The 25,002-nt window shown below is 64.4% G+C and carries 28 protein-coding genes and 1 pseudogene; 27 read left to right on the forward strand and 2 right to left on the reverse strand.

Features of this window, described 5'->3' with window-relative positions; genetic code table 11:
• Nucleotides 1-187 precede the first annotated feature (187 nt).
• The 21 genes and pseudogenes from AAK988_RS05920 (at nucleotide 188) to AAK988_RS06020 (ending at nucleotide 17,443) form a co-directional block, all read left to right on the forward strand.
• Nucleotides 188-1,579, forward strand: a complete 1,392-nt coding sequence (locus AAK988_RS05920; RefSeq protein WP_369873219.1) for an RNA-binding domain-containing protein — start codon at nucleotides 188-190, stop codon at nucleotides 1,577-1,579.
• Nucleotides 1,580-1,654: 75 nt separating this feature from the next.
• Nucleotides 1,655-1,789 (forward strand): hypothetical protein, encoded by a 135-nt coding sequence (locus AAK988_RS05925; protein WP_369873220.1) that lies wholly within the window; start codon nucleotides 1,655-1,657, stop codon nucleotides 1,787-1,789.
• Nucleotides 1,790-2,059: 270 nt separating this feature from the next.
• A complete protein-coding gene (locus AAK988_RS05930; RefSeq protein WP_369873221.1) occupies nucleotides 2,060-2,545 on the forward strand; it encodes a type III toxin-antitoxin system ToxN/AbiQ family toxin in 486 nt (161 codons plus the stop codon).
• A gap of 198 nt (nucleotides 2,546-2,743) precedes the next feature.
• Complete coding sequence (locus AAK988_RS05935; RefSeq protein ID WP_035022613.1) at nucleotides 2,744-3,115, forward strand: nucleotidyltransferase domain-containing protein; 372 nt, start codon at nucleotides 2,744-2,746, stop codon at nucleotides 3,113-3,115.
• 102 nt (nucleotides 3,116-3,217) lie between these two features.
• Nucleotides 3,218-3,520 (forward strand): annotated as a pseudogene (locus AAK988_RS05940) (HEPN domain-containing protein); the annotation flags it as partial.
• Nucleotides 3,521-3,828: 308 nt separating this feature from the next.
• Complete coding sequence (locus tag AAK988_RS05945; RefSeq protein WP_135971296.1) at nucleotides 3,829-4,347, forward strand: hypothetical protein; 519 nt, start codon at nucleotides 3,829-3,831, stop codon at nucleotides 4,345-4,347.
• A 2-nt stretch (nucleotides 4,348-4,349) separates the two neighbouring features.
• On the forward strand, nucleotides 4,350-5,486 hold the full coding sequence (locus AAK988_RS05950) for a DUF6273 domain-containing protein (RefSeq protein WP_369880497.1): 1,137 nt from the start codon (nucleotides 4,350-4,352) through the stop codon (nucleotides 5,484-5,486).
• A 63-nt stretch (nucleotides 5,487-5,549) separates the two neighbouring features.
• The gene (locus AAK988_RS05955) at nucleotides 5,550-6,035 is read left to right on the forward strand and encodes a hypothetical protein (RefSeq protein ID WP_160347527.1); all 486 of its coding nucleotides are present in this window, start codon (nucleotides 5,550-5,552) and stop codon (nucleotides 6,033-6,035) included.
• Nucleotides 6,036-6,488: 453 nt separating this feature from the next.
• On the forward strand, nucleotides 6,489-7,631 hold the full coding sequence (locus AAK988_RS05960) for a reverse transcriptase domain-containing protein (protein ID WP_369873223.1): 1,143 nt from the start codon (nucleotides 6,489-6,491) through the stop codon (nucleotides 7,629-7,631).
• Nucleotides 7,632-7,660: 29 nt separating this feature from the next.
• Complete coding sequence (locus tag AAK988_RS05965) at nucleotides 7,661-8,317, forward strand: zinc-ribbon domain-containing protein (RefSeq protein WP_369873224.1); 657 nt, start codon at nucleotides 7,661-7,663, stop codon at nucleotides 8,315-8,317.
• Nucleotides 8,318-8,319: 2 nt separating this feature from the next.
• Nucleotides 8,320-9,105 (forward strand): zinc ribbon domain-containing protein, encoded by a 786-nt coding sequence (locus tag AAK988_RS05970; protein ID WP_369873225.1) that lies wholly within the window; start codon nucleotides 8,320-8,322, stop codon nucleotides 9,103-9,105.
• Between the two features lie 14 nt (nucleotides 9,106-9,119).
• Entirely contained in the window at nucleotides 9,120-11,465 is a 2,346-nt protein-coding gene (locus AAK988_RS05975) for an NADase-type glycan-binding domain-containing protein (RefSeq protein WP_369873226.1), read from the forward strand.
• 11 nt (nucleotides 11,466-11,476) lie between these two features.
• Entirely contained in the window at nucleotides 11,477-13,111 is a 1,635-nt protein-coding gene (locus AAK988_RS05980) for a zinc ribbon domain-containing protein (RefSeq protein WP_369873227.1), read from the forward strand.
• Nucleotides 13,112-13,329: 218 nt separating this feature from the next.
• Nucleotides 13,330-13,545: a DUF3791 domain-containing protein gene (locus AAK988_RS05985; RefSeq protein ID WP_028027339.1), complete on the forward strand. Its 216-nt coding sequence runs from the start codon at nucleotides 13,330-13,332 to the stop codon at nucleotides 13,543-13,545.
• The gene (locus AAK988_RS05990) at nucleotides 13,542-14,018 is read left to right on the forward strand and encodes a DUF3990 domain-containing protein (RefSeq protein WP_135971573.1); all 477 of its coding nucleotides are present in this window, start codon (nucleotides 13,542-13,544) and stop codon (nucleotides 14,016-14,018) included. The genes AAK988_RS05985 and AAK988_RS05990 overlap by 4 nt, the downstream gene beginning before the upstream one ends.
• Nucleotides 14,015-14,272 (forward strand): hypothetical protein, encoded by a 258-nt coding sequence (locus AAK988_RS05995; protein WP_028027337.1) that lies wholly within the window; start codon nucleotides 14,015-14,017, stop codon nucleotides 14,270-14,272. Before AAK988_RS05990 ends, AAK988_RS05995 begins: the two co-directional genes overlap by 4 nt.
• A gap of 69 nt (nucleotides 14,273-14,341) precedes the next feature.
• On the forward strand, nucleotides 14,342-14,839 hold the full coding sequence (gene ruvC / locus AAK988_RS06000) for a crossover junction endodeoxyribonuclease RuvC (protein WP_016309124.1): 498 nt from the start codon (nucleotides 14,342-14,344) through the stop codon (nucleotides 14,837-14,839).
• Complete coding sequence (gene ruvA, locus AAK988_RS06005) at nucleotides 14,836-15,438, forward strand: Holliday junction branch migration protein RuvA (protein ID WP_160346352.1); 603 nt, start codon at nucleotides 14,836-14,838, stop codon at nucleotides 15,436-15,438. Before ruvC ends, ruvA begins: the two co-directional genes overlap by 4 nt.
• 12 nt (nucleotides 15,439-15,450) lie before the next feature.
• Nucleotides 15,451-16,533 (forward strand): Holliday junction branch migration DNA helicase RuvB, encoded by a 1,083-nt coding sequence (gene ruvB / locus AAK988_RS06010; protein ID WP_160346354.1) that lies wholly within the window; start codon nucleotides 15,451-15,453, stop codon nucleotides 16,531-16,533.
• Nucleotides 16,534-16,699: 166 nt separating this feature from the next.
• Nucleotides 16,700-17,107: a hypothetical protein gene (locus AAK988_RS06015; protein WP_160346356.1), complete on the forward strand. Its 408-nt coding sequence runs from the start codon at nucleotides 16,700-16,702 to the stop codon at nucleotides 17,105-17,107.
• Between the two features lie 132 nt (nucleotides 17,108-17,239).
• Nucleotides 17,240-17,443, forward strand: a complete 204-nt coding sequence (locus tag AAK988_RS06020; RefSeq protein ID WP_016309120.1) for a cold-shock protein — start codon at nucleotides 17,240-17,242, stop codon at nucleotides 17,441-17,443.
• A 134-nt stretch (nucleotides 17,444-17,577) separates the two neighbouring features.
• Here the strand turns inward: AAK988_RS06020 and AAK988_RS06025 are convergent, their stop codons facing one another.
• A complete protein-coding gene (locus AAK988_RS06025; RefSeq protein WP_369873231.1) occupies nucleotides 17,578-18,483 on the reverse strand; it encodes a class I SAM-dependent methyltransferase in 906 nt (301 codons plus the stop codon).
• Nucleotides 18,484-18,732: 249 nt separating this feature from the next.
• Between AAK988_RS06025 and thyX the strand changes: the two genes are divergently transcribed.
• From thyX to AAK988_RS06055, 6 genes are all read left to right on the forward strand, one after another.
• A complete protein-coding gene (thyX, locus tag AAK988_RS06030) occupies nucleotides 18,733-19,425 on the forward strand; it encodes an FAD-dependent thymidylate synthase (RefSeq protein WP_369873232.1) in 693 nt (230 codons plus the stop codon).
• 75 nt (nucleotides 19,426-19,500) lie between these two features.
• On the forward strand, nucleotides 19,501-20,598 hold the full coding sequence (locus AAK988_RS06035) for a DUF1385 domain-containing protein (protein WP_369880499.1): 1,098 nt from the start codon (nucleotides 19,501-19,503) through the stop codon (nucleotides 20,596-20,598).
• 119 nt (nucleotides 20,599-20,717) lie between these two features.
• On the forward strand, nucleotides 20,718-21,449 hold the full coding sequence (locus AAK988_RS06040) for an amino acid ABC transporter ATP-binding protein (RefSeq protein WP_135971631.1): 732 nt from the start codon (nucleotides 20,718-20,720) through the stop codon (nucleotides 21,447-21,449).
• 10 nt (nucleotides 21,450-21,459) lie between these two features.
• On the forward strand, nucleotides 21,460-22,347 hold the full coding sequence (locus tag AAK988_RS06045; RefSeq protein WP_369880500.1) for a transporter substrate-binding domain-containing protein: 888 nt from the start codon (nucleotides 21,460-21,462) through the stop codon (nucleotides 22,345-22,347).
• A complete protein-coding gene (locus tag AAK988_RS06050; RefSeq protein WP_369880527.1) occupies nucleotides 22,347-23,360 on the forward strand; it encodes an amino acid ABC transporter permease in 1,014 nt (337 codons plus the stop codon). Before AAK988_RS06045 ends, AAK988_RS06050 begins: the two co-directional genes overlap by 1 nt.
• On the forward strand, nucleotides 23,357-24,013 hold the full coding sequence (locus tag AAK988_RS06055) for an amino acid ABC transporter permease (RefSeq protein WP_160346368.1): 657 nt from the start codon (nucleotides 23,357-23,359) through the stop codon (nucleotides 24,011-24,013). Before AAK988_RS06050 ends, AAK988_RS06055 begins: the two co-directional genes overlap by 4 nt.
• Before the next feature lie 15 nt (nucleotides 24,014-24,028).
• Here AAK988_RS06055 and AAK988_RS06060 read toward each other — a convergent pair whose 3' ends face one another.
• Entirely contained in the window at nucleotides 24,029-24,520 is a 492-nt protein-coding gene (locus AAK988_RS06060) for a hypothetical protein (protein WP_242369444.1), read from the reverse strand.
• Nucleotides 24,521-25,002: the final 482 nt, after the last annotated feature.

The following is a 25,002-nucleotide window of genomic DNA, read 5'->3' on the forward strand; positions in this document are numbered from 1 at the left end:
CCGGAAGGCGCGAGCCCCTTTCGGGCCGGTTGGCTTTGGGAGGGGCACGTTGCCGTTGTGCGGATGTCTCGAAGGTTCAGATACTCTTCGGGATAATTTCCCTTATTTCTTCCCTTATTCCCTTATTTCTTCCCTTATTCCCTTATTTCTTCCCTTATCTTGTATCTATGAAAAGAAAGGGGGAGTGGTGGAGCATTCTGTATTCGAGGACATTCTACGGCGAGGGGAATCTGCGACAATCGAGTTCAAGCGTTGCGGCTCAAGGCCGGAGCGGGATTCCCTTGAAACAATTTGCTCTTTTGCCAACAGAAACGGGGGCAGCCTCTTTCTGGGCGTGACGGATAGCGGGGAAATCCAAGGCATCCCCTACCAAAATCTACTTGAGATAGAGCGCAATCTCATCAACTGCACATGCAACCCCGACTTGTTCAACATGCCGCCTAGCTTGGAGTTCGAGCAGATAGAGTACGGAGGACAGTGGGTCTTGCGCGTTTGGGTGCCTCCTACCCAGGGAGTGTACCGCTTTAAAGGACGCGTATACGATAGGCTTGCCGATGCGGATATTGTCTTGAAGGCCGATACTCAGATCGCATCCCTCTATCTGAGGAAGTACTCCATTTTTACCGAGCAGCACATCTTTCCTCATCTGCGCATCGAGGATTTTGAGCCTGGCCTTATCGACAAGTGCCGGCAGATTGCCTCATCTCGAAGACCGGGTCATCCCTGGGCCGAAATGGATGACATGGAGCTGCTGCGAAGTGCGCAGCTCTACACGAGGGATATCGAGACGGGCGCCGAAGGCCTCAATCGAGCTGCGGCGCTGCTTCTCGGGCGCCGCGAAGTGGTACTGGCGGCTTGCCCGGCTTACAAGACGGATGCGGTGTTTCGCGAGCGGCAGGCTGATCGCTATGATGACCGGGAGATCGTGAGGGATAATCTTGTGACAGCCTACGGAACGTTGCGCGATTTCTGCGCGAAGCATCTTCCCGACCCGTTCTATCTTGAAGGCGACCGGAGGGTGAGCGTGCGCGATATCGTAGTGAGGGAAATGGTGTCCAACACGCTTATCCATCGTGAGTTCACGAGCCCCTTTCCCGCAAAACTCATTATTGACGAATCGGGGTTTCGGACCGAGAACGCGAGCCGTGCTCTCTTCGAGGGACGCTTGACGTTGTCGGACTTCAACCCCATGCCGAAAAATCCCATCATCGCCAGCTTCTTTACGCAAATCGGCTATGCCGAAGAACTGGGAAGCGGACTGAGGAACCTGGAGAAGTACTCGAAAGCGCTTCTCGGGGCCGATCCCGTGTTGAGCGAGGGGGATGTTTTCGTAGCGCAGATTCCGCGGAAGAAGGGCTTGGCCGAGGGAGATCGGGCTTCCGGTGCATTGAAAGAGAATACGCGACTTGCGGTTCTTGCTCTCCTGGAAGAAAGAGGGACGCTCTCGGCGGGTGATGTGGCCGCTGAGTTGCACATTACGTCGAAAACTGCAGCGAAGTACCTGAAGGGCCTCGCTTCGGATGGGCTTGCGGAGACTGATGGAAATGTGAGGACACGGCGATACTTCTGGGCCGGGTAGCTTGGCAACGCCGCAAGGGGGGGCTGGGAGAACTTCCAGGAGGCCTACCCCGACGCCTTCGAGGCTAACGTGCACATGCCTCCCATGGGTCACTACGGCAACGTGGAGACCGAGATCGGGCGCGTGGTGGTGCAGCTGGCGAACCCCGACTTCAAGTTCATGAGCGGCGAGACCCTCACCCTGGAAGGCGGCATGGGCCTGCGCCCGTAAGCGCGCCGCGGAGAACCTTGCGGCATCTTTCCGTGGAATGCTGCGACGGTTTTCGGAATTATCCTTGATTTCTCGCTTGTATTACAGCACACTAGCGTCATTCAAGGTGTTCCGCCACCGATAAGAGCGGCTGGTTTATGCAAGGTGTTCCGCCACCGATAAGAGCGGCTGGTTTATGCAAGGTGTTCCGCCACCGATAAGAGCGGCTGGTAAGCAGAGCGGTTCGGCTTCGGTCGGGCCGCTCGCTTGGTACAGGGGGAAGGGGCTGGCATGAAGGAGTTGAACTTCTATACGGTTGATCCGGACTACATCGAGGCGCTGCAGGCCGTCGATCCGAAAGTGCCGAACATCAAATACGAGACGCACGACAAGTTCGCCTGCGGCGTGCTCTTCGAAATTGCGGGCCATGAGTACTTCGCGCCCATATCTTCGTTTAAGCACCAGCAGAAGACGAACTTCATCATCAAGAATTCCAAGGGCAAGCCGGTGGGATGCGTGCGGTTTAGCTTCATGTTTCCCATCCCGAAGGATCTCCAGGTGATCAAGGACTTCTCGGCGGAAGATCCGAAACGCAAGCGACTGCTGATCGAAGAGTTAGCATACTGCAACAAGCATGCGCAACGGATTAAATCCAAGGCGCTCCACGTGTATCGCACCGCCACGTCTGGAGAGGATGCGCAGATGGCCGCGGTTTGCTGTGATTTCAAGGCCCTGGAGCGCTATGTGCGCGAGCAATACGGAGAGGATCGCGGCTAGCTGGTGGTGCAGCTGGCGAACCCCGATTTCAAGTTCATGAGCGGCGAGACCCTCACCCTGGAAGGCGGCATGGGCCCGCGCCTGTAAGTACGCTCCAGATTGGGAAATTGTTTTCTTGCGCCGCGGTGGCCGCTCGGGCCATCGGGCCGCTCTCGTGTTACACTGGCGGTGAGCATTTGGAGCGCGAGAGGAGGCGTGGTGGAAAACTCGGCAATACGGACGCCCGCTCACCCGGTGGGCATTTCCGATGGGCTGATAGAAGAGTTGGCCTCGGCCATTGCGGGCCGCGTGCCCGGTGTGCGCGAGCTTATTCTCTTCGGCTCTCGCGCCGACGGCACTTATTCTTCCGACAGCGACTTGGATCTTTTCGTACTCGTCGATGGGTACGAACGGGATCGTCTCCATACGACCATGGCATGCGCGGCGGCAGCTGCCGCACCGGCGCGACGCCGAGGGCTCAAGCGCGACGTGATCGCAGCGAGCGTCGGCGATTACCGACAGAGAAGAGCCATGGCGGGGTCGGTGGAGCAAGAAGTGTATCTTAAGGGCGTGACCATCTATGCAGCTTAGCAATGCGCAAGAGCTCGTAGCCGCTGCCGAACGTGATGCCCGCGCCTGTTCCGTTCTCATGAATTCCGATCCTGATTATCTCGGGGCCAGGCGTCTTTCCATGCGCAACAACGTGCCGAGAAATATGCCAAAGCAGTTGCCTTGGAGGTTCTGGGAAGCTATGGTCGCACCCATCAGATTGACGATCTTATCGAGGCTGTGGCTCAGGCGAAGGAAATTGAAGTTCCAGAGGAAATACTTGATCATGCTGCGCAGCTGTCAGCCTATGTCACCATGGCTCGTTATCCTGCGGGTTTCGAGATAAGCGCCGAGGACGCTCGCGAGGCTATCGCTTATTCCGACGAGGTGGTTGGTTTTCTCGTCGATATCGGATTCGGCAAGATTCTTGGCATGGAGGGCGAATAGCTTCAGAAGGCTTGCGGCTTGCTGGCGGCATTCGCCACTCGATGCGCGTTCTGCGTTCCTGTCAGCGGAAATCGTCGTGCGGTGTTGCCAACTTGTGATACACTTGCGCTCATGCTGTTAACCAAGCGCACATACACATGCCTGGGGGGGGGTCTCACCGTTAAATCGGCGTAGGCCGCCGCGCTTTAGGGCAGTAATTTCGCGGGGCAGGTTCCCGCAGCAATCACGGAGATACAACCGAATAGAGGGTAGCCACAAGACGTTTCTCGGCGCCTTGGCTCGTTGCGCGCTCAGAAGGGTGGTTTCTGGTGGATTCGATCGCTGAGTATATTCTAAACGGATTAGTTGATGTGGCTATCATTGTTGGAGCGGCCACGATAGCTGCCATCATGTTCGTTGGCGTTACTTGTGTCTTTCAAAAAACTGGCTTGATCGCGACACGGATGGGCGGAACGTGTCTCTACGGCGCGTACGTCATTGTTTTCTTCGCAATACTTCTAGTGTGCTTTTTGTGCACGGGATCGACGTTCCTTGAAGTAAGATCGCCAGCGATACCCGTTCTCATTCTTCTTACGGCACTCGTGCTTTTGTTTGCCCGCTCGGCTTTGGAGGAGCGGGGTTTTAGCCAAAACATCGACTGTGTCATGGGGCTGATGTTTAGTGTGCTGGCGCTCGTGGCGTTTTTTGTTCCTTATCCGAAAACATTGTGCGGAGAAGTATTCAGCTTGACGTTGGAGATAAGCGCTGTCGCTTGCGGAGGCTCCTTTCTTGTGAAGAAAGCCATATATCACTTTGCCAAAAAGAAGAGTAATGAGAAAGGTAGGTAAGTATGTTTTGTCCGAAGTGCGGGAACGAGGTTGCGGAAGGGTCGGCCTTCTGCGGGAAGTGCGGGGCGCCGGTGGGCGGCCCGGCGGCGGCCGCGGAGACGCCCGGTGCCGCGGCGGCCGGGCTGAAGCCCGCCCCCATGGGGGTGCCCGGGGTGCCGAGTCCGAAGAAGGGCGGCGCGAAGGTCGGCATCATTGCGGCTGCGGCCGTGGTCGTAGTGGTGCTCGTGGCTGGGTTCGCGACGAACTGGTTTGGGCTGGCGGGCGTGCAGCCGAAGGAGGCCGTGGACGTACCGGCGGCAAGCCAGAGCGCGAATGATGCGCCAGATGCCGACGGCCAGGACGCTGCGGGCGATCAGGGCGGCGAAGCCGCCACGGTGAAGTCGGCGGTGGAGGCCTACACGTGGGACGAGCTGGCGCAGATCTCCGATGAGATCGGCGCGGCCGGCGACGAGGCAGCGGCCATCGAGGTCGCGAAGAAGTACAACCTGTGTACGCCCGAGGGCAAGCTGGACGGCACCCAGGTGAAGCTGGTGACGCTTACCAACAACATGACAGTGCCCGTCCAGATCGTCGGCTTCGCCCACGACGACAAGACCGCCGGCGGCAAGGCCGGCATCACCTTCATGTTCGGCGATGCCATAGCCGAGGCCCCCATGAATCAGACCGACACCAACGCCGGCGGCTGGGAGGCCTCGCAGATGCGCGCCTACCTGAACGGCGACGGCATGGCGCTGCTCCCCGAGGATTTAAAGAAGGTCGTTGCTCCCGTGGACAAGCTCACCAACAACGTGGGCGAGACCCAGGACGTGTCAGCGGCGACGACCACCTCCGACTCGCTGTGGCTGTTCTCGGCCGCGGAGCTGTGTGGGAGCATCGACTGGCACAGCGATCCCTCTTACAACGCCGTGTTCAACGCCGAGGGCTTCGAGTATCAGCTCTTTCGCGACATGGCTGTCGATTCCTCTAATGCCAACGACATCCTCGTGAAGAACTACCAGAACTCGCCGTACGACTGGTGGGAGCGTTCTCCGATTCCGGACGGCTCGGACCGCTTCCAGTTCGTGAGCTCCGGCGGCCACCCGGGCTACATCGGCGGCGCCAGCTATTCCTACGGCGTGGTCCCCGGCTTCTGTCTATAAACCATCCTGCAATCTAAACCCCCATGCCTATATGGCATGGGGGGGGGACGGAAAGGGCTTGCGATGAGCAACGTACCCCCATCGAAGAGAGAACTTTCAAACGTCGAATACGTGTACAACGCAGCGCGGCTGTACAGTTTTACCCTGGACTGCGCTATGAAGTTGCCGAAGCGCTGGATGTTCCTGCTGACTGAGCGCACCGTGGATGCGGCGGCTCGGGTGCTCGAGCACGCCAAGGCCGCCAACAGCATCTACGTCACCTGCGCGGTAGATGCCGACCTGCGGCGGTTTCACCTGAACCAGGCCTACTGCTACGCTCAGGTGCTCGCCAGCTACGTAGATGAGATGTTCGAGCGCTTTCCCTCTCGCGAGGACGGCGGCGGCGCGTGTATCTCGCAGGCGAGCTACTTGCGCTGGGTGGAGTCCATCGATCGGGAGTTCAAGCTCGTGAAGGGCGTGATGGCCTCCGATAAAAAGCGCTTCGGAGGCTACTACGCCAAGGAGAGTACAGCGGCCGTGTCGGCCCAGCTGGGGCTCTTCGATACCTGATTTTTGGGAAATGCCGGCCCAGGCCGGTTTTCCGGGGTGCATCCTGATCGCCGAACAACTGGTGGGAGCGTTCTCCGAATCCGAACGACTCGGACAACTTCCAGAACGTGAGCTCCGACGGCAACCCGAACAACAACGACAACGCCAGCAATTCCAATGGCGTGGTTCCCGGATTCTGTTCATGGACGGCTCAGTAACCGCCTTGCGGCGAACACGGATGAACGGACAGAAGGAGGAGGCATCCCTTCCGCTGCGGCGGATAAACCATGGGTCCCGACGGCGGTGGGCGAACGCTGCTTGCATGGGGGCGCGGCCGTGCCCGAGCGCCCTTTCATGCCCAGCTGCCAGGGGCGGCCTGATACGGCAGGGCCTTCGGTGCCAGGGCTGCCTGCGGGGCCCTATGAGAACGCTGCCGCCTTCGGGCGGCCAGTCAGATCGAGAGGAGGCATGGCTTTGAGAAGCGAGGAACGCCGCGAGCGCCGTTACCGGCGGCGCCGGATGTCGCGCGAAGCGCGGAGGCGCGATGCCATTTTGGCGACGGGCGGCTTGGACGCCGCCTTGTCGCTGCGCTCGCTGGTGGATGCCTCGCATCATTGTCAGCGAGGGGTTGCCTGGAAGCGCAATGTGCAGGGATTCTGCCTGAACCGCGTGCTGCAGTGCGCCCGCCTGTACCAGATGTGGCTTTCCGGCGCCTATGCGCCCGGCGAGGCCAAGCGCTTCACGGTGAGCGAGCGAGGCAAAACGCGCTCGATCAGCGCAGTGCCCTTCCGCGACCGCGTGGTGCAGCGAGCGCTGTGCGATACGGTGCTGGTGCCGCTTGTGCGCCGGACGCTCATCTACGACAACGGCGCGAGCCTGAAGGGAAAGGGGACGTCGTTCTCGCTCGATAGGCTGGAACGGCACTTGCGGGAGCATTACCGGCGCCATGGCGCGGTCGGGGGTATTTTGCTGTTCGACTTCTCGAAGTTCTTCGAGTCCATAGACGTGAACAAGCTGGTGGCGATGATGGACGGCGCGTTGGGCTATCCGCCGCTGGTGCGGTTCGTGGAGCTGTTTCTGCGCAGCGAGGAACGCGGCTTGGGCCTGGGCAACCAAACCTCCCAGACCGGGGCTATTTTCTACCCCAGCGGCATAGACCATTGGGTGAAGGAGACGTGGCGCGTGCGCGGTTACGGCCGATACATGGACGACGGTTACGCTCTGTTCGCCGACTGGGATGAGATGAAGCGGTTCGCCATTGCGTTCCAGAAGCAATGCGCGGCGCTGGGTATTGCGGTGAACCCGCGCAAGTTCCGTATGGTGCCCGCGACAGCGCCATTCGTGTTTCTGAAGACGCGGTTCCAGCTGGACGAGCGGGGACGGGTGCACCGCCGAGTGTGCGCCGAGGGCCTCAAACGCGAAAAAAGACGACTGCGGAAGTTTCGGAGCATGATAGGCGAGGGACGCATCAGCTATGGGGATGCAGCGCGATCCTATGCCTCTTGGCGCGGCACCCTGGCCCGAGGCGATGCGGCGGGTTTTCTGCAATGCAAGATGGACCGTTACTTCTATGCGGTATTCGGTGTCCCCTGGCGGGAATGCCTGGCATGTCAGTGAGATAGATGCAAGGATCGAGTAAGGAAAGGATGACCATGGGATTTCTGGACAACGTGACCTCGGCGGTGAACCGGGGGACGGCGGCCGCGGGACGCGGCGCCGACAAGATCAAGCTGAACGCTCGCATCGGCGAGCTGAACCGCCAGCGACAGAACCTGGCGGCTCAGCTGGGGGCGAGCCTGTACGAGGCCACGCGGGGCGACGCGGCACTCACGGCCGGTCGCGAGGCGCTCTACGACGGCATCGCCCGCATCGACGCCGAGCGCGAGGAGTGCCAGCGGCAGATTGCGGCCATCGACGAGCAGGCCGCGGCTGCGGCGACCGCCGCCACGGGCTTTGCCTGTGCGGTGTGCGGGGCGCACATGACCGGCGCCGACCTGTTCTGCGCCGGCTGCGGCACCCCGGCCGAGAAAGCCCGGGCCCAGGCGCCCGCCGCGCCGACTCCCGCGCACGCGGCCGGACCTGCGTGCGCGAGCTGCGGGGCGCCGCTCGGCGCGGGTGATATGTTCTGCATGAGCTGCGGGGCCAAGGTGGCAGCGCCCGCGGTTGGCGCCGGCGCCGGAGTGGGTGACGGCGATCTGGCGGAGAATGCGGGCATCGGCGAGTCCGAGCTGGTGGAGGCGGGCGGCGACGGCGGCGCGACCGTGACGCCCGGCGGCGTGGGCGCCCCGAAGGGGGGCGAGTAGCCATGTTCTGTCCCCAGTGCGGCAACCAGCTGCCCGACGGCAGCGCCTTCTGCGGCAAGTGCGGCGCCCAGCTCGCGGCGGCGCCGGCCCCTGCCCCTGCTGCGAGCGTGAGGAGGCCCGCCGCGCCGGTTCCCGCGGCCCCCAAAGCCCCGTCGGCCGCTGGCACGTTCCCTCCTTTGCGCATCGCCGCCGTTGTGGCGGCCGCCGTCGCCCTGGTGTTCGCCCTTATGCCGTGGTTCACCACGAGTTCCGCGGCGGTGACGGCGAGCGGCTACGCCTCGGGCGGCGCCGACCTTCTCGCAGGGCTTACCGGCGCCGATGTGTCGCTGCCCGAGTTCGAGGAGAGTTACTCGGTGTTCCAGTTCGGCGAGCTGGCGGCCACGGCGACGACCTATCTGGACGCCGAGGCCCAGCTGGCCGACGCGGTGGAGGCTGCCGAGGCGGCGGCGTCGGGCCGCGCGCGGGCCATTAGCCTCGCCGAGCCCCAGGGGTCGCGTGAACCGGCCGAGGCGCTGCTCGGGGCGATGGTGCGCTGGGCTGCGTCCTGCCTCGTGGTCGTCGCCGGTGCCGTGTGCGCTCTGGTGACCCGCGGCCGCAACGGCCTGGTGCTGGGTATCGGCACCGGGCTTCTGGCGGCCGAGGCCCTCGCCTGGGCCTTCGTTTCCTACGGCGTTTTGGAGTCGGCGGGCCTGGCCGCCTCGGGCGGGGCGACGAACGCCATCGTGTGCGGCATGGCCTCTGTTGCCGCCATCGTGTGCGTGCTCATTTCCCGCCAGGCGAAGGCGTAAGGGGGGGGGTGCCCATGTTCTGTACCAAATGCGGCAACGAGATGCCGGATGGTTCCAAGTTCTGCACGAAGTGCGGCGCTGCCTTCGGGGGCGCCGCAACACCGGAGGCTCCGACGGGTGCTGCGGCGCTTAGTTCCGGCGCGCGGCTGTCTCCCCGCAAGGTGAAGATGGTCGCAGCCATCGCTGCGGCGGCGGTCGCGGTTGTGGGCGCGTCCTTCGCTATCTGGACGGTCTTCTTTGCTCCTTACGACATCGACGAGAGCCGCTTTCCCGATCCGGTCCTGAGGCAGGCGATCCTGGACCAGGTCGATCCCGATGGCGACGGCAAGGTGGCCCGCGACGAGGCGGCGGCCGTCGAGTCGCTCTCCGTGGACGGTGCTTCGAGCGTGGCAGGGCTGGGCATCTTCCCCAACCTGAAGGCCCTGGCGCTGTCGGGCGAGGCCCTGCGCTCGGTCGACGTCGCCGATTGCACGGCCCTGGAGTCGCTCTCAGCCGAAGGGTGCGTACAGCTGGCCGAGGTGATCTTGGGCGAAAAGCCCGCTCTGCGCGTCTTCTCAGCGCCAAATGCCGAGATTGCGAGCATCGATCTTTCCCGAGCGCCCGCTCTGGAGACCTTGGACCTGGAGGGAAGTCCCCTGACCGAGATCGCCTTGGGTGCATGCACCGGCCTGGCGTCGCTCAACGTGCGGGGAACCGCCCTGACGGCGATTGATTTGTCAGGTAACGGCGTCCTGTCCGAGCTGCTCGTCGACAATGCCGTGCGGTTGGATAACCTGGACGCAACGCCCCTGCACGAGCATTGGGCTGTCAGCTCGTTTACGCGAGCGGTTCCCGACCTGGGCGATATCGAGGGCTATGAAGTGCGCGCCGAGGGCGAGTTCGATGATGCCGGCAGGCTCATCGCCCTTTCCACGTACCAGTACGACCAGGAGGAGCGCTACGAGTACTCCTACGACGAGGCAGGGCGCCTTGTGGCCATGGAAGACAGCGGGACCAACGGCTCGCCGGCCGTCCACTGGGACGTCTCCCACGACGAGGCGGGGCGCCTGTCCCAGGCATCGTCCGATATGGGCGACAGGTACACGGTGGGCTACGGCGCCAACGGGCTGCCCGAGACGTGCCGGGCGGTGGTAGGCCAGGGAGGCGCGAGCACGCTCGTCTTCTCGTACGACACTGACGGCCGCCTTGCCTCGTGGAGCCACCGCTACGAGGGCGGCAATGATTCCGTGCTGGTCGTCGCTTACGGGGATGATGGGCGTATATCGTCGGTATCGAGCCCTGACGCCGGCTCCTTTGAAGCGAAGGCCTATGGCGTGGAGCGCAATGGCGACGGCGAGCCGGTTCGGGTGTCGTACCGCTGGGGGCACTACGGCTCCTATGCGCAGACGATGTCCTATGCCGACTCCGGTGCGCTGTCCGATGCGGTCCGCGATGTCGAGGCGAACACGGGCGTCATGCGCTGGAGCTTTCCGACCGTCTCCTCCACGTCGTTCGAGTACGACGACCGAGGCCGCTTGGTGAAGTGGCAGCCGCAATACGGGGACACGGCAAGCGACGGGGCTGCGAAGTCGGGGGAGTGCACGTTGTCCTACAAGCGGTTCGTCACCCTGGAGGAGGACTACGACGCGCCGCGTTTCGCGCAGATCGACAATATCCTGTCCGCCTGCCTCGATCCGTACTTCTGGAACCCCTTCCGCGCGTTCGCGGAGGATCGGGCCGACTCCCAGCTGATTTACGGCGGCGTCCCGGCTGCTTTCGAGGTTGCGGATGGGGGCGCGACGGCTGCAGCTGGCGAAACGTCGGCGAAGGGCCAGAGCGGCGCTTCTCCCGAGGCCGAGCGCGGCTCTTCCGAGGGCGGGCAGGCTGATGAGGTGGAGGCCCAGCCCGAGGCTGCGGTTCCCGAGGAGGCCGTCGAGCCCGTGGCCTTCAAGGGCATCGCATCGGCCGAGGCGAGCAGCGCGCTGCCTGTGGACGAGGTAAACACGAGCGGCTACGATGCGTCGAACGTTCTCGACGGCGACCTGAAGAGCGCTTGGGTCGAGGGCGTTTCCGGGCCGGGTCTGAACGAGTGGATTTCCCTCTCGGGCGGCGGCGAGCAGGGGTTCAGCGGCTTCACCATTTGGAGCGGGTATCAGAAGTCCGACCGCCACTACGAGATGAACGCGCGCCCGTCGCGTGTCGGCGTGTACGTCGATGGGGAGCTTGTGGGTCGCTTCGACCTTGAGGACGCCGGGCTGACCTCCCAGCGTATCGACTTCGGCAGCACCTATCCCGGCAGCGAACTGCGGATAGCGGTGGAGAGCGCGTATCCCGGCTCGAAGTACGAGGACTGCGCCATTTCCGAGATCGAAGTGTTCTAAGGAGATACTACATGTTCTGTACCAAATGCGGCAATGAGATGCCGGATGGTTCCAAGTTCTGCACGAAGTGCGGTGCTGCCTTCGGGAGCACCGCGACCCCGAAGACTCCGACGGGTGCCGCGACCGCTGATGGCGCGTCTGGCCAGGGTGTTCCTGCTGCCGGCGCGCCCGAGGCTGCGGTGACGCCCAAGAAGAAGCGCGGGGCGCTCGTAGCGGGCATAGCCGCGTCGGCGGTGGTGGCGCTGGCGGCGGTGGGCATCGCCGTGGCGAATCCCTTCGCGGCACCGGAACCCGCGCCTGAGCCCGCGTCCGCGCCGGTCGAGGAGCCAGCCGCCGAGCCCGAGGCGGCCGATCCCGAGCCCAAGGGGGCTGTCGACGCCGAGCCCGCAGCCGCGTCGGAGCCGGCGGTGCCGGCGCTTCCCGCGGTGTGGTTCGGCGCCCATGCTAGCGACGGCTTCTCCCTGGTGAACGAGTACGGCAACGTCACGGTGCCGGCGGTTTCCGATGCCGTGCTTAAGACGCCCTTCGCGGGTGGCTTCTCGCTGGGCACCTGGGAGACGAGCGAGTACGACGCCGAGTGGGACGCCGTGCACGACGAGCAGACCCATTACGCGCTCTTCGACAGCACCGGCGCGGCGGCGGTGGACCTCGATCCCGTTCTGGCGGCAGCCGGCATCACGGGGCAGTCCAGCGTGTCGGGCGACGTGATCTCCTATGCCGACGGCCGCCTCGTTTTAACGGTGATCGCCCAAGAGGCCGGCCAGAGCAACGTGTTCTTGGTGCTTAACGAACAGGGCGGCCTCGCGTTCGAGCTGGGGAAGGCGGCGGAGGGCCCGCTTTCGGGGTGGCCCGCGGCCGACGCCTTCCACGACGCGGTGCTGCTGGCCCGCGCGGGCCACGGCGAGGAGTACCTTCTGGATGGGAGCGGCAACGTGCTCGCTTCAAGCCAGGAGGCAGGCGCCCCGATCAGCTCTCTCGGCTACGGGTACTACCGCAAGGACGCCCCGGACGACCAGAAGGTCTACGGCTACGACGGTCGGCCGCTGTTCGACGCTGCCAGCGTGAACGAGGGCGACATCATTGGCGGGAAGCTGGACTACGACCAGCCCGGCGGCAGTGGCATCGTGCAGGTGTCTGCCGAGCGCCAGAACCCCTACGGCGGCGCCAACAAGTCTCTGGCCGGCCTGTACTCGGTGGGCGCCGGCGCGTGGATCGTGCCGCTGGGCGAGGGGCTGGACGCCTTCAGCGATGCAAACGACGGCATGCTGTGGGTGCGCACGGCGGGTCCGATCGGCTCTTCGGCGGCCCCGGATGGGGCGGATGCCGCAGCTGCGACCGGCGGGAATGTCGCGGCTGCGGCCAGCGAAGATGCCGCCGGCGCATCCGATGCCGACGCGACGCTTCGGTCGGCTATCGTGAGCGCTTCGGGAGAGGTGGTCTTCGACGCCTCCATGGCCGATGCCGCGCTGACCATCCCCGAGGACTTCCGCGCCTGCTACCTCCACGACGGCTGGTGGGGCATCTGCGACGATGCCAGCTCGGAGCCCTACGCGCTGGTGTGCATCCAGGACGGGAAGTTCCTCGGCGCCATCGACGCGCCTGCGAATCTGGCTGACTATCCCAACTCGGGCATGTACAACGTGTAGAGGTGCGATAGGCCGAATTCCAGCTTGCAATCAGCAAACATATGTTCTATGATAAGCCCCACCGATTTTGGAAAGTGGGGCTTATCTGTTGGCTGGCACGGCGCGCATCATACTGGGAATCGACCCGGGCCTGGCCCACACGGGCTGGGGCTTGAGGGGCCGGCCGGCGCCTTGGTACAATAATGCGTGGTTGCCGGTAGGATGAAGGAGGTGTCTTCGTGTCGAAGCGAGAGGTTGAATTCGTAACGTACTGCATCGGCAATTTGTCCGAGCGACTTGGGCGAAGTCAAACCGAGATTTACAATCTGCTGGCACGCAGCGGCATTCTCCAGGATTACATCGTTGCCTCTTACGATGTGCTGCACACCTTCGGCAAAGACTACCTCATGGAAGACCTCATCGGTTATATGCGTGAGAAGAAGCTGGTCGCATGAGGGTCTACCATGCATCCGACTGCGTGGTGAGCAGTCCCGACACCGAGCATTCCCGCGATAACCTCGATTTCGGGCGTGGCTTCTACGTCACGACTATTAAGGAGCAGGCGGTCAGTTACGCCCAGCGCTTCCTTCGCCGTGGCCGAAAGGCCTATGTGGGGGAGTACGGCCTTGATGAAGATGCGCTTGCATCCCTGGCCGTCCTCGAGTTCTCGGCCTACGATGAGCAATGGCTCGATTTCGTCATGGCATGCCGCGGGGGCGCTGACGACACCTCTTGGGACGTTGTTATGGGCGGCATTGCCAACGACCGTGTGTTCACCACGGTCGATTTGTACTTCGCGGGCGAGATAACCAAAGACGAGGCGTTGGGGCGATTGACCTACGTGAAGCCCAACGACCAGCTATGTTTCCGAACTCAGCGGGCAATCGATCGCGCGTTAAGATTTTGCGGGGCGGAGGAACTCTCGTGAGCAATGCAGGAAAGCAGACCGTATTGCAGATGAAGTACGCTCGCATTATTGATGCTATGGCCCGGCTCGGGCAGATGACGCCCGAGGAGGCGATGGACGTCTTCTATAACGCGCCTTTGATGCCGTTGATCCAGGAGGGTGTTGCCGATCTTCATTGCCGAAGCGATGAGTACTTGGCGAAGGAGATACTTCGGGATGCGGGGCTTCCTGCCTGTGATTCGCCGGGACCTTCCTCGCAATCCGTTGAGAGATAGCCGGCTTGCAATCAGCAAACATATGTTCTATGATAAGCCCCACCGATTTTGGAAAGTGGGGCTTATCTGTTGGCTGGCACGGCGCGCATCATACTGGGAATCGACCCGGGCCTGGCCCACACGGGCTGGGGCGTGGTGGAGCAGTGCGGCTCGCGGCTGGGATGCGTGGCCTACGGGTGCGTGGCCACGCCGGCCGATAGGCCCCTGGCCGAGCGGCTGCTGAAGATACACCATCAGGTGGGAGCCGTGATCGAGCGGTTCCGGCCCAGCTGCGTGGGCATCGAGACGGTGTGGTTCGGCAACAACGTGACGGCCGCCTTTGCTACGGGCCAGGCCCGCGGTGCGGCGCTGGTGGCCTGCGCCGAGATGGGGCTTGCCGTGGGCGAGTACTCGCCGAGCCAGATAAAGCTTGCCGTGGTGGGCGAAGGCACGGCCGAGAAGGAGCAGGTGCAGTACATGGTGCGCCATCTGCTGAAACTCGAGCGCGATCCGGCGCCCGACCACGCGGCCGACGCCCTGGCTGCGGCCATTTGCTATACGACCCACGAGACGGGGAGGTTCGCATGATAGCGTTTCTGAGCGGGGAAGTGGCGGCGGTGCTGCCGCCGAATACGGCCTACATCGATGTGGCCGGGGTGGGCTATGCCGTGTCCATGCCCCAGGGAGATTTGGGCAAGCTGGAAGTGGGCAAGTCGGCGCGCGTGCTCACCTACCTGTCGGTGAGCGACAACGGCCTGGGGCTCTACGGGTTCCTCTCCGACGAGGAGAAGGCCCTGTTCGAGAAGCTTATCGGCGTGTCAAAGGTGGGGCCGAAGATGGCCCTGGCGGCCCTTTCCACCTACACCCCCCGCGAGCTGGCCGACGCCATCGCCGCCCAGGACATCGCGCGGGTGTCCCACATTCCCGGTGTTGGCAAGAAGACGGCCGAGCGCATCATTCTGGAGTTGAAGGGCACGCTGGAGCGCGGTTTGGAAACGCTGTTCGACAGCGGTGCCGCGGACGGGGCCGCCTCGGCGGCCAGCGTGGCGCTGACCGGCGCCACCGAGGCGCTGCTCTCCATGGGCTTCACCTCCGCCGAGGCCGAGGTGGCCTTGAAGGGCGCTCCCGAGGGCGCTGGCGAGGGCGCGCTGCTACAATATGCGCTGAAACGTTTGGGAAACCGATAGCGATAGGCAGCCATGGCATTTGATCTGGACATAGAGGGCATCGGGTACGTGGCCGATGGCGGCGCGTCTTCGGGGCGCGCGACGGCCGAGGGCCGCGAGCGGGCCGTGGCCCCCACCTTCACCGAAGACGACCTGGAACTGGATTTCTCGCTGCGGCCGAAGCGGCTGGACGACTACCTGGGTCAGACCAAGGTGAAGGAATCGCTCGGCATTATGATCGACGCGGCCCGGGCCCGGGGCGATGTGGCCGACCACATTTTGTTCTCGGGGCCTCCGGGCCTGGGCAAGACCACGCTCGCCACGGTGGTGGCCAACGAGCTGGGCGCTTCCATCCGCACCACCTCGGGGCCGGCTATCGCCCGCACGGGGGACTTGGCCGCCATCCTCACGAACCTCGAAGAGGGCGACGTGCTGTTCATCGACGAGATCCACCGCCTGAACCGCATGGTGGAGGAGGTGCTGTACCCGGCGCTGGAAGATTTCGAGCTGGACATCGTGGTGGGCAAGGGGCCGGCGGCCCGCTCCATCCGCCTCGATCTGCCGCGCTTCACGCTCATCGGAGCCACCACACGCACGGGCCTGCTCACCGGCCCTTTGCGCGACCGCTTCGGCGTGGCCTTCCGCCTGCAGTACTACACGCCCGAGGAGCTGGCGCTCATCGTGTGCCGGTCGGCTGCTATCCTGAACGTGTCCATCGACGAGGAGGGCGCCCTGGAAATCGCGCGGCGCTCCCGCGGCACGCCCCGTCTGGCGAACCGCCTGCTGAAGCGCGTGCGCGACTGGGCCCAGGTACGCGGCGACGGCGCCATCACCGAGGACGTGGCAGCCGAGGCCCTCACGTTCTTCGAGGTGGACCACCTGGGGCTCGATGCGGTGGACAACCGCCTGCTGGAGGTGCTCTGCGTGCAGTTCTCGGGGCGCCCGGTGGGGCTGACCACTCTGGCGAGCGCCCTGGCGGAAGACCCCGATACGGTGGAAGACGTGTACGAGCCCTACCTCATGCAGCAGGGCTTGATGATGCGCACGCCCAAGGGTCGCCAGGCCACCCCCGGCGCCTGGGAGCACTTGGGCCTTATGGCGCCCGAGGGCTGTTAGCTCGGTCCGAGTCGATTTCGGCCGCCCCTCCCTGCGGGCGCTGACGTTGTCGGGCGGCCGGCCTGAAGGTCCGCCCCTACGAAGGCGCGAAAGAGGCTTGTTCCATTTGGAGGAGGAAGGCAGGCGCCCCGAAAGGCGCCCCTGCGGAGTTATTGGAGGAGCAACTGTGTTCGAGCAAGATTATCTGATGCGCATTATCGCCCAGCTCATGGGAGCTATTCGGCGGTCCATGGAGCGGGCGGCGGGAGAGGAGGATCCCGACGGGGCCGCGCGGATGCTGGATATGGCAGTGGGGGAGGCCACCGACCTGGACGGCGAGGCACTGCTTTCCCTGGCGCCGGACTCCATGGCTGCTATCCTGCAGGTGTCGGGGGTAGACCCGCACCTGACGGAGCACATCGCCCGCAGCCTCTTGCTCTCGTCCCGCTACTACGCCGAGGCGGCCAACGACGATATGGCCGCCTTGCGCTCGAGCCAGGCCCGGGCCCTGGCCGCCGCTTTTGGGCACGAACTGCCTTCGGAGGCGATGACCGATCAAGAACTTGAGGCTTTTCTTGAGGAGGCGGCAGAATAGCGGGAATTCCCCGCGAAAAACCGCGCAACTTAGCGTATAGTGATGGGGCGCTCCTAAATGGGGAGCTGGGGCCTCAGGGCCCGTGTTACTATCCCCTCTCGGAGGACGGGAGGGAGGAAAGAGGAAAGCATCATGGCGGAAGGCACTGTCAAGTGGTTCAACCCCGAGAAGGGCTACGGCTTCATTTCTCAGAACGACGGCGAGGATCTGTTCGTTCACTTCTCTGAGATCAAGATGTCGGGCTTCAAGACCCTCAACGAGGGCGACGCCGTTACCTTCGAGGTGACCGAGGGCCAGAACGGCAAGCTGCAGGCGAGCAACGTGGAACGTCTCTAAGCTTTAGATACTCCATCAACGCCGAAGGGCTCCGGATATTCCGGAGCCCTTCTTTTTTCTTTCGCATGGATCGCGGCGTGGAGGGCCCTCATGTTCGGTGCGCGGAAGGAGGGGGCTGCCTGTCCGGAACGCCCTTACGCGGTGCCGTCGGTGTTCCAGGCGAGGAAGGCCCAGGTGACGGTGCGGGGCTCGGCGAGGCGCCAGGCGCCTTGGGCCACGCCCTTGCAATCGGGTTCGCCAGCGTGCTCGTTGGGCACCAGGTTGACGGCGAGCCATTCGCGCAGGTTGGCGCGGGCGCGCTCCCGCTCGGCAGCAGAGGCCTGCACGGCCGAGGAATCGTCGATCATGGCGGCCAGCTTCTCGAAGGCGTCCTCAGGGGTTGCGAACGTGTCCTCGCGGGTGCTCGCGATGTAGCGTACTTCTGCCTTGATGCCCTCGGCCGCCAAGATGTTGAAGGCGTAGAGGTAGTCGCGCCCGATCAGGCAGGGCAGCCCCGCGGCGGCCAGGATGCGCTCGTCCACACGCGGGGAGGAGGCGGTGGCCAGGGTGATGCACACGCGCCGGCGCGCCACCTCGGAAAGCCGCAGCAGGGAGTCGCGCAGATCGACGGTGGCGATGGAGCGCGAGGCGATAGCCACGTCGGTCATGCCCGCGCGCACGCCGAAGGCAGGCCAATCGTCTTCCCAGCTCATGAGCTTGGGGAAGACCGTGCGCACGCCTGCGGCATCGAGCCGGACCTGCATCTGGTCGAGCATGCCCCGGGAGAAGTCGGCGGCCACCACCTTGTGCCCGGCCTCGCCGAGGGGCACGGCCAAAGCGCCGGTGCCGCAGCCCATATCGAACACTGTCTCGCCGGGGCGGATGGCGGCATAGGCCAGGAACTGCTCCACGTAGCGGTTCGGGGCGTCTTTGGTGGTGAAGGTGGCGGAGCGCTTGTCCCAGAACGAGGCGTCGTCGGCATGGCGCCGCAGCTTCTGGAGCTCTTTCCACTCCTCGTTCCAATCCGTTGAGCCGAGCAGGGGTGTAAATTCGTCGTGCATGGGGCCTCCCAGCCATATCGTCGGTCGTCCAGCCATTATACTTCTCCGGAATGAAAAGAATCGCTGATAGCGGCTCCCGAGCAAGGAGGAGTGCGGAGGAGGCGGCCGGTGTCCTGACCGAGCGAGTTCCGCAGCGACGAGAACAGCCCAGCGGGCTGTTCTCCTAAGCGAGGACTGTCTGAGCGAATCAGGATGCCGGCCGTCTCCGACAGGCGAAGACTCTCAGCGAACGACTTCAAGGAGAGCCTCATGCAGGTAGAGCTTCTGTACCATACGCCCGACCCCGAGCGCGCCATCGCCACGGCCGCGCGCCTGTGCTACGCGCCCGTGGGGGCGAGCGAGCTCATGGAGACCATGCCGCCTGAGCGGGTGCGGTCGGTGCTGTCCACCATCATGGGCTCGGGGCACTTCTCCACCTTGGAGCACGCGAGCTACACCTTCGCCGTGGACGGTGTGTCCCGGGCGCTCACCCACCAGCTGGTGCGCCACCGCATCGCCAGTTTCAACCAGCAGTCCCAGCGCTATGTGAAGTTCAAGGGCGAGATTCCCGTGGTGAAGCCGGCCAGTGTGGCCGCCGACCCCGAGACGGACGCCCTGTTCGACGAGGCCATCGCGAAGGTGACCGAGGCCTACCGCGTGTTGGTGGAGGCCGGTATTCCCGCCGAGGACGCGCGCTACCTTCTTCCCAACGCCGCTGAGACGAAGATCGTCATCACCATGAACGTGCGCGAGCTGCTGCACTTCTTCGAGCTGCGCTGCTGCAACCGCGCTCAGTGGGAGATTCGCGATCTGGCCTGGAAGATGCTGGAGCTGGCGCGTCCCACGGCTCCCTACATCTTCGCCGACGCCGGCGCGCCCTGCGTGCACGGCATTTGCCCCGAGGGGAAGATGACCTGCGGCAACCCGTTTGCGCGCGTGGATCGCGCGACGTTGGACCAGTAGGCGGTTCGGCGCCGCCCCGCTTGTCGGGGCGCGTCAAGCGAGGTATTCGAGAGCGAAAAGAGATACGAAGGACCCATGGCAAAGCAGAAGAGCGATCTGTCCCGCGCCTTTTCCGAGGACGGGGCCATTAAGACCCACGTGGGCGGCCAGGCCCTCATCGAGGGCGTGATGATGCGCGGCAAGTACAACTGGGCCGTGGCCGTGCGCGAGCCGAGCGGCGCCATCTATGTGGAAGAGCACGATCTGAAGAGCGGCCAGGACAAGAACGGCTGGATGTACTGGCCGCTCGTGCGCGGCTGCCGGGCGCTCGTGGAGTCGCTCATGCTGGGCTTCAAGGCCTTGGAGATCGCCGCGCTGCACGCCTTCGGCGACGAGGAGGGCGAGCAGAAAGCCGCTGCGGAGGCTTCGGCCGAGGCCGTGGACTACGAGACGACGCTGACCGAAGATGCCGAGACGCGCGAGGAAGAAGAGGAGTTCGGGCACCGCGAGATGATGATCTCCATGATCGTGGGGCTCGTGCTGGGTGTGGTGCTGTTCATCGTGGCGCCGGCGGCCGTGACGAACCTCATTGTGGGGGAGTACGACGACCACACCTTGGCCTGGAACATCGTGGACGGCCTTCTGCGTGTGGCGGTATTCGTGTTCTATATCTGGCTCATCGGGCGCATGGAGGACATCAAGCGCATGTTCATGTACCACGGCGCCGAGCACAAGGCCATCCACTGCTTCGAGCACGGGCTGCCCATGACGCCCGAGAACGCCCGGCAGTTCCCGCGCCTGCACGTGCGCTGCGGCACGGCCTTCCTCATCATGGTGATGGTCATCGCCATTCTGGTGTACACCATCTTCCCCCTGAACGCCATCATCGCCGGCTTCGGGGTGCCCGACGGCCTGCCCAAGCTGCTCTTGGTCATCGTGGCGCGCATCGTGCTCATGCCCGTGATCGCCGGCATCTCCTACGAGATCACGGTGAAGTGGGCGGGAAGCCATCCGGACAACCCGCTTGTGAAGGTGATTCTGTGGCCGGGCATGCAGATGCAGTACCTGACCACCCACGAGCCCGACGATGCCCAGATGGAGTGCGCCATCGCCGCCATGCAGACGGTGCTGGCCCGCGAGGACGCCGAGGCGGCCCGGGCAACTGATGCGACGGAGGCGATCGCCGCGTCGTGACAGCCTGTCAATGAGCCGTGAAAAAGCCGTTGCGGCGGCGAAACCACGACCTGCAAGCTGAACGTTACAATCCCACCAATCTATTCGGTGCAACCTGCCAGATAGGAGCGTGGGATGTGATGGAGCCTCTTATCTCCGCGAAAGATCTCAAGAAGAACTTCGGGCACGTGGAGGCCTTGAAAGGCGTGTCCCTCGATGTGGCCGAGGGCGAGAAGGTGGTCGTCATCGGGCCGTCAGGCTCGGGGAAAAGCGTGCTCATCCGTTGCATGAACGCGCTGGAGCGCCCCGATTCCGGCGAGCTTACCGTGGACGGGATGGATCTTATGGCCCGCAAGGTGAACAGCCGTGCCCTGGCAAGCCGGGTGGCCATGGTGTTCCAGGGCTACAACCTGTACCCGCACAAGACCGTGCTGGAAAACGTCACCTTCGCGCCCGAGAAGGTGCTGAAGGTGCCCGCCGCCGAGGCGAAGGCGCGGGCGCTGGAGTACTTAGAGCGCGTGGGCCTTACGAGCAAGCTGGACAAGTATCCCGACCAGCTCTCGGGCGGCCAGCAGCAGCGCGTGGCCATCGCCCGAGCGCTGAACATGCACCCGAAGATCATGCTGTTGGACGAGCCGACGAGCGCGCTGGACCCCGAGATGGTGAACGAGGTGCTCGACGTCATCAAGTCGCTTGCCGAGACGAACATGACCATCGTGATGGTAACCCACGAGATGGGCCTTGCCCGCGATGCCGCCGACAAGGTGGTGTTCATGGAAAACGGCCTCGTGGTAGATGCCGGCACGCCGGAGTACCTGTTCGGGCCCGACTCCAACGAGCGCGTGCAGGCCTTCCTCTCGAAGATACTGTAGGGGGGCTGTCATGGGAAAGCGACTTCTCACGCGCCGCGTCTTCGTTCGCACGGCAGCCGCGGCGGCCGGTGCGGTGGCCCTGGGCGCTGCGCTGCCTATGGCCGGCTGCGCGCCGGCCGGCGACGTGCTGCGGGTGGGCACCAAGGTAGACGTGCCCGGCTTCGGCTTCCAGAACCCCGAGACGGGCAACGTGGAGGGCCTGGAGGTGGATGTGGCCCGCGAGCTCGCCGCCCGCATCAAGGGCGATGCGAACGCGCTCGAGCTCACCGGGGTGAACGCCACCACCCGCGGCGCCATGCTGGACAACGGGGCGCTCGACGCGGCGCTGGCCACCTTCACCATCACCGAGGATCGCCGCCGCAGCTACGATTTCTCGCGGCCGTACTACATCGATACCATCGGCATTCTGGTGAAGAAGGACTCGGGTATTTCGGATTTGGCCGGCCTTGACGGCAAGACCGTGGGCGTGGCGCTGTCGGCCACCACGAAGGACAAGCTGCGCGAGGCGGCCGATGCGCTCGGCATCACGCTGAACTTCGCCGAGTACGCCACCTATCCCGAGATCAAGATCGCGCTCGTGGTGGGGCGGGTGGACGCCTTCTCGGTGGACCGCTCCATTCTGCTGGGCTACCAGGACGATACGACACAGCTGCTCGACACGCAGTTCGCGCCCCAGGAGTACGGCGTGGCCACGGCCAAGGGCAGCGAGCTGACAGGCCAGGTGGACGCCGCCATCGCGGCCATGGAGGCCGACGGCACGCTGGCCTCGCTGAAGGAACGCTGGGGGCTGTCGCTTGTGACCGAGGCCGTCGTGGAGGCGGAGCAGGCAGCCGGCAGCACGGGACTCGGCGCGGGGGATGCAGCCGACGATGCGCCGGTGCGCGGAGGAGGTGCGTGATGGGGGAGATCTTCGCGCCCTATAAGTGGGAGGCGCTCTTCGCGCGCTGGCCCGACATCCTCGCCGCCTTCGGCACCACCGTGGGCATCTCGGCCGGCGCCCTCGTGCTGGCGCTGGCGCTGGGGTTCGTCTTCAGCATGCTGTCGGTGTCGCGTTTCAAGCCCCTGCGCGCCGTGGCCCGCCTGTACGTGGAGGTGGTGCAGAACGTGCCGCTGCTTTTGCAGGTGTTCGTGCTGTACGCGGTGTTTCCGCTGCTGGGGCTCTCGCTCGCGTCGTTCTGGATCGGCGTGCTGGCCATCGGGGTGTACCACGGCGCCTACATGTCCGAAGTGGTGCGCAGCGGCATCGGGTCCATCCACCGCGGGCAGTTCGAGGCGGCAAAGAGCCAGGGCTTTACCTACCTGCAGACCATGATGCTCGTCATTCTGCCCCAGGCCATGCGCATCATCCTGCCTCCTTTGGCCGTGCAAGCGGCGAATTTGGTGAAGAACACGAGTGTGCTGGCCCTTATCGCCGGCGGCGAGCTCATGTACTTCTCCAACTCCTTCGCCGGCGACACGAGCTACTACGGGCCGGCCTATGTGGCGGCCGCGGTGCTGTACTTCGCCATCTGCTTCCCCCTGTCGCGGGCGGCGGTGTACCTGGAGCGCCGTATGCGCAGCCGCCGCCACGTGGTGACGGGCGATGCCACCGAGGTGTTGGAGGCCGACGGCGCCGAGGTGACCCCGGGCACCCACGACCTGACCGGGCGGGCGGCCGCGGCGGCTCTGGCCGGCGGCGTGACGACGATGATGGAGGGCACGACCTCGCTCGTGCCGCCGGTGAGCGACAAGGGCCGCTACCTCACCTACGTCGAGCTGTACGGGGTTGACCGCGGGGCCTGGCCCGACCCGGCCCACGGCAGCTGTCCGCGCCCCCGCAAGCCCCGCAAGGGCCACGCGAAGCGCTTCGCCTCGCGGGATCGGCGGCGTCAGGCCGGCGGCGCGCGTCGCGGGAGAGGAGGCCGGAAATGAGCGATATCATAGCGCTGCTCACCTGGACGAACCTGCGGTTCCTTCTGGAGGGCCTGGGGCTCACGCTCGTCATCTCGGCGCTGTCCATCGCCTGCTCGGTGGTGCTCGGCGCGGTCATCTCCATCATGCGCGGCTCGCGGCTGCGCGTGATGCGCGGCATCTCCATCGCCTACGTGGAGCTGTTCAAGAACACGCCGCTTTTGCTGTGGATCATGTTCACGTTCTTCGTGGCCCAGCTGCCGCCCCTGCCCGCAGCCGTGGTAGCGTTCACCCTGTTCACAGCGGCCTCGGTGGCCGAGATCGTGCGCGGGGGCTTGGCCAGCGTGCCCGCGGGCCAGTACGAGGCGGCCCGTTCCCAGGGCTTCTCGGCTCCGCAGATGTACGTGCTCATCATCCTGCCCCAGGCGCTGCGCAACATGGTGCCGGCGCTGCTGTCGCAGTTCGTGACCACCATCAAGGACACGTCGTATCTGTGGGGCGCCATGGCGCTGCAGGAACTGATGGGCCGCGGCATGATCCTCATGAACAGCTTCAACTCCACGGTGCAGATCTTCGCCATCTTCGGGCTTCTGGCGCTCATCTACTTCGCGGTGTGCTTCACCCTCTCTCAGTTCGTGCGCGCCTACCAGAAGCGCCTCAAGGGCGCGCGGTAGGGGTGTGCGGAAGCGCTACCCCAAGTATCCCAAAAACGGCAGGTAGTCCTGGGCGGAGTCGGGCACGGCGAGGGTGACGTCCTGCCCCATGGCGTTCACGGTGACCACCCCGGGGTCGTCATAGGTGGTGATGGTGGCGTCGGTGCCTCCGTAGCTGATGGAGGAGGTGCCGGTCTCGGTGGCGCCGTCAGGCAGGCTCGTTACCTCCCAGCTGTCGATGTCGAGCGCGGCGATGGCGGCGTCCACCTCCGCGTCGGACATGCCCGTGGCCGCAGCGATCTTGTCGCGGTTGCCTTCCAGAGCGGCCTTCGCCTTGCTCTTCAGGCCCGTGGCGTCCAGGGCGGCGTTGGCGGCGGCGTTCTTGCCTTGCTCGAACAGCCCCGCCAGGGGGTTCTGGAAATTTGCGAAAGGGGATTCCAGGCCCAATTGGGGCAGGATGCCGAAAATGCCCACCAGGGCGATGAATGCAAAGATGAGGCCGATGAGGGCCTTGATGATCTTGTCCATAGGGGCCTCCTCGCGCCAGCGGCTCTCGGGCCGCCTCCCCGCCATCCTCCATGGGTCCGCGCAGACCCACTCTCGTCAGCTCCCGACCAGAAGGGTCGGCGAAAGGCGCCGTCGGTGGTGCGTACCGTGGTCGGTTTCGGCGAATCTGTGCTGCAATTCGACGGTGCCGTGGGTCCATGGTACCTTGGGCGGCCCTTCCTTCATAAATACCCCGCAGCATCTTCAAAGGTTGGCGATGAGATGTCCAGGGAATGACCACGGCCGCTGATGGCGCTCCGCTGCCCGGGCCGGCTGGTCGCGGCCGGCGGAGGCGGATGCGGGCGGCCGTCGTATTCTTCTTGCGCCGCTGCCGAAATCGTGTATCCTTTAGCCCCACGTGGAAACGCGGCCCCGAGCGCCGTCCTTCGCGTTCCTGCAAAACCCCGCGCACGTAAAACTTGAATGGGGAATCGTGCGAATGTCATTGGCCCGCGCCCGAGCGC

Source organism: Adlercreutzia muris, from assembly GCF_041223505.1.
GTDB classification, from domain to species: Bacteria; Actinomycetota; Coriobacteriia; order Coriobacteriales; family Eggerthellaceae; genus Adlercreutzia; species Adlercreutzia muris.